General features: G+C 58.1%; 3 protein-coding genes and 1 pseudogene. All 4 read left to right on the forward strand.

The features are described 5' to 3' along the window. Window positions 1-518 (forward strand): annotated as a pseudogene (locus tag A7X77_RS33650) (hypothetical protein); the annotation flags it as partial. Continuing rightward, on the forward strand, window positions 515-2,299 hold the full coding sequence (locus A7X77_RS31025; protein WP_064686615.1) for a UvrD-helicase domain-containing protein: 1,785 nt from the start codon (window positions 515-517) through the stop codon (window positions 2,297-2,299). The pseudogene A7X77_RS33650 and the gene A7X77_RS31025, both read left to right, overlap by 4 nt. Window positions 2,300-2,612: 313 nt before the next feature. Then, window positions 2,613-2,948 (forward strand): hypothetical protein, encoded by a 336-nt coding sequence (locus tag A7X77_RS31030; protein ID WP_245293817.1) that lies wholly within the window; start codon window positions 2,613-2,615, stop codon window positions 2,946-2,948. Window positions 2,949-2,955: 7 nt separating this feature from the next. After that, window positions 2,956-3,813: ATP-binding protein (locus A7X77_RS31035; RefSeq protein WP_197486919.1), on the forward strand; the 858-nt coding region annotated here is incomplete at its 3' end.

The following is a 3,813-nucleotide window of genomic DNA, read 5'->3' on the forward strand; positions in this document are numbered from 1 at the left end:
CGGTCCCTGCGCCTGCTGAGACGGTAAACGATGCGGCAACAAGGATTTCTGAGCAGCAAACTGGAGCAGCGCCGACTGGCGCTGCGGGTGGCTCTCCAACGGCCAAGAAGGCTCCTCTCGACCTTACGGTCGTTCGCGACGCAACGGAGGCTGACAAGATCCGTGGTGCTGTTCGGTTGGCCTACCAGGTGCCGGAAGTCGATGGTGGTCCTTGCGGTCGAACGTTCGAGGACGCCTTCATTCTCGCCAATCCAACACTCTTCAATCTTGCGACTGGTACGCCCGATGCGATGGCCACAGCGGCGGAAGCTGAGGCGAAGAAGCACAAGAAGTCCAAGTTCGCGCTCAAGTACGCCATCGACGTGACGAGTTGGACGACACCCAAATATATCGCTGACGGGCTGCGCTGGCTAGCGGTCAATACGGTTTCGGAGGTCGATCCTGGCGTCATGGGGGCTGCGGTGGCGCATGTCGAAGCAGCGGCAACCAGGCAAGAAGGCAATGGAGCCTGTGCGTGAGCGAGGCGCTGCAACTCAATCCTGCAGAGGCCGCCGCTGCGGAAGCGTGGAGCACGCTGCGATTGCACCTGGAGGACGGCTCCAGCTTCGTTTTCGAAGCAGGCGCCGGCGCAGGCAAGACCTACTCGTTGATTGCGGCCCTGCGCCATATCCTCGACGACCGCGCACGGGAGCTGATCAGGCGCCATCAGCAGGTCGCTTGCATCACGTACACGAACGTCGCGCGGGACATGATCATTGCCCAGACCGATGGCCATCCTGCGATCTACTGCGAGACAACCCACGCGTTCGCGTGGTCGCTCATCAGCAGATTTCAGAAGCGGCTGTGCGAACTGGTGCCGACCTTGGAAGGCTGGCAGGGGCGCTCGGATGAACTCGCGAATGCTATCGACAACACGGTGTCACCGAACCCCGAGGCGCTGCCGACGACGGGGATTAATGCAATCGGATACGCTCTCGGCCGACGGTCCATTGATGGCCGCACCGCCAGCCTGCACCACGATGATATCTTCCCGCTCTATATCAAACTGATGAACTCGGCGAAGTTTCGTAGCGCGCTGACGAGCCGTTTCCCGATCATCCTAGTCGACGAGTATCAGGACACAAATGCGGAGTTGGTCGCGGCTTTCAAAGAACACTTCCTCGGGAAACAGGGTGCACCGCAGTTCGGCTTCTTCGGCGATCACTGGCAGAAGATCTATGGCGACGGCTGCGGCTCAATCCAACATGCGTCGCTCAAGCGTGTGGAGAAGAAGGCCAACTTTCGTAGCGCGAAGCCGATCGTCGATTGCCTGAACAAGATTAGGCCGGATCTGCAGCAAGCGCCGCGCGATCCAGACTCACACGCAACGGTCAAGCTCTTTCACACCAATGGCTGGATTGGGACGCGCCGGACGGGCGCCCATTGGGGCGGCGATTTGCCGGAACTAAAAGCGGCGGCTGCATTCCAGGCAACGAAAAACACGCTAATAGCGGACGGATGGGATTTTCGGTCAGACACCAAGGTCTTGATGCTCACGCACCGGGCGCTCGCGAACGAGATTGGCTACTCGTCGATGCGCGACGTGTTTCGCTTCAACGACTCGTTCGCGCGCAAGGCCAACGACATCATAAAGTACTTCCACGAGCACCTTGAACCTTCGGCGAAGGCATTCCTCGAGAAGCGCTTCGGGGCAATGTTCTATCACATCGACACCCAGCGTCCCGTGATGAAGGGGCCGGCTGACAAAGCGCGCTGGTCAACAGTAATGAGCCGTTTGTGCGAGCTTCGAGAGACAGGGACAGTCGGCGACGTCATCGCTCATCTTCAAAACTCTGAGCTGCCGCTTCTCAGCGAGGCAGTCAGCCGGATGGAAAACGACCTGGCGCTAGCGAATCAATCTCAGGAGCCCCTTAGCAACCGCCTTGAGGAGCTCGATAAGCTCCACGCAGTCCGGTACCGGGAGATCATCGCGCTCTGCGAATATCTCGACGGTCATTCACCCTTCGAGACAAAGCACGGTGTGAAGGGCGACCAGTTTGAGAACGTGCTGGTCGTGTTCGGCCGAGGCTGGTCGGACTACGACTTCAATGCCTTCCTAGAGGTAGTCGGCGATCCGCACCGCATTGCTCAGGAGCGCGAGCGCTACGAGCGCAACCGGAACCTCTTTTACGTCGCGGTATCAAGGCCGAAACGCCGGCTTGCCCTACTGTTCACCCAGCGTCTAACGCCGAGCGCCATGACTACACTAACAGGCTGGTTTCATGGCCATCCAATCCAAGATCTCGGAAGCGCGCTCTGATGGCGGGTCTGCCCCCGAGCTTCACCGCCGCATCGCAACCGGTTAGCGCCAAGGTGCACAACTGCCCGAACGGCTCCTCGAGTATATAAACGAGGAGGCGCCGACGCCCCTGCTTAGGTTTTCGCGGCTGTTAATTGAGGGGTGTGGCCTGCGACCGAGCAGTTCTGAGGAGCGAGCGCGATCGGCTGGCTGGCTCCGTTGGCGAGCACTCGAGTGCCCCACCCACGGATCGATTCCAATGGCGTTAACTGCAGTCAGCAGTTGGCGCTCGGATGGCCATCGACCCCGATGAAACGAACATTATCGACATATAATGCGCGATATTATTTCTCCACATATTAGCGCCAGTATTGCGCCAATACTCGTCAACATCTATTGTGTCTCTCGTGTCGCAGGAAATACAATACTGGAGCGTGAAATGGAAGCTGCGGGCAAGAAGCGGGAGAAGTTCCGCGAGCTGGCGTCCAATAGGACTGACAAGGCGCTGGAAGCCATCGAGCGGATCGGGAACCTGTCAAACCGACAACTCTACGAGTGGGAAGCTGGCGAGGTTCGCAAGATCATCAAGGCGCTGCGAGATGAGGTGGCGAAAGTCGAAGCAAGATTCGAAGCTCCCAACATCCGGCGGCGCGACCGCTTCAGCCTTTGAGGTCAATATGCACAACTACAGCGCGGTTTCAGCTCTACGGGTCGACGATCAGGATTTTTTGGTCAGGAGTACCATCGACCGGTGCCCCAAAATCATGATGATCCGGGAGTTGTTCAAAAACGCATTGGAGGCCGCACAGCAGGAAACGGATGGGAAGGTGATCTTCTCCGTTGCGCATGAGGGCGCACCCAAGCTCTCCATCTGGAACAACGGTCCCGGGATGGATGATGAGGAACTAGGCCGGATGACCAACTTGGCCGCGTCGATTGGGAAGTTGAAGGGCCTCGACAAGAACTTCGGCATGGGAGCGAAAGTCGCATCCCTTCCTTCGAATCGTCGTGGTATCCGCTATCGCACCTGCAAAGACGGACGGGTTCATGAAACAATCTTGTGCGAGCGGGAGGGCGTCTACGGACGATTGCGCCGGTTCGACACGAACGGTGACCCGCTTGGTGACGTTATCGATGTGACCGATATATTGAAGGTAGAAGGTGGACACCGGCTTGACGAGGACTGGACCGAAGTTGTTCTGCTGGGCAACCGTGCCGAGCAAAATACTTTATTGGACCCCTACGACGGCGACCCAACCCAAAAAGCGTTCTGGTTGGCAACATACCTTTATCACCGATTCTACTACCTGCCTAACAATGTTGAGGTGCGATTACTTGAAGGCACGCATGCTCGAAAGGACGGCTCCCGTCGCTTCGAAACGATCTCAAGTCGCCGGGCGAAAGGGGTGTTCGCCCAGCATGAAACGATCGAACTCGCCAACGGAATCAAGCTGCACTACATCTACGACGAACAGATGGGCGACACGTCGCACAACCGATCGGTAAGCGGCTCAATCGCGTCAAACCTCAGCACC

Origin of the sequence: Rhizobium bangladeshense (genome assembly GCF_001662075.1) — a bacterium.
Classification (GTDB): Bacteria; Pseudomonadota; Alphaproteobacteria; order Rhizobiales; family Rhizobiaceae; genus Rhizobium; species Rhizobium bangladeshense_B.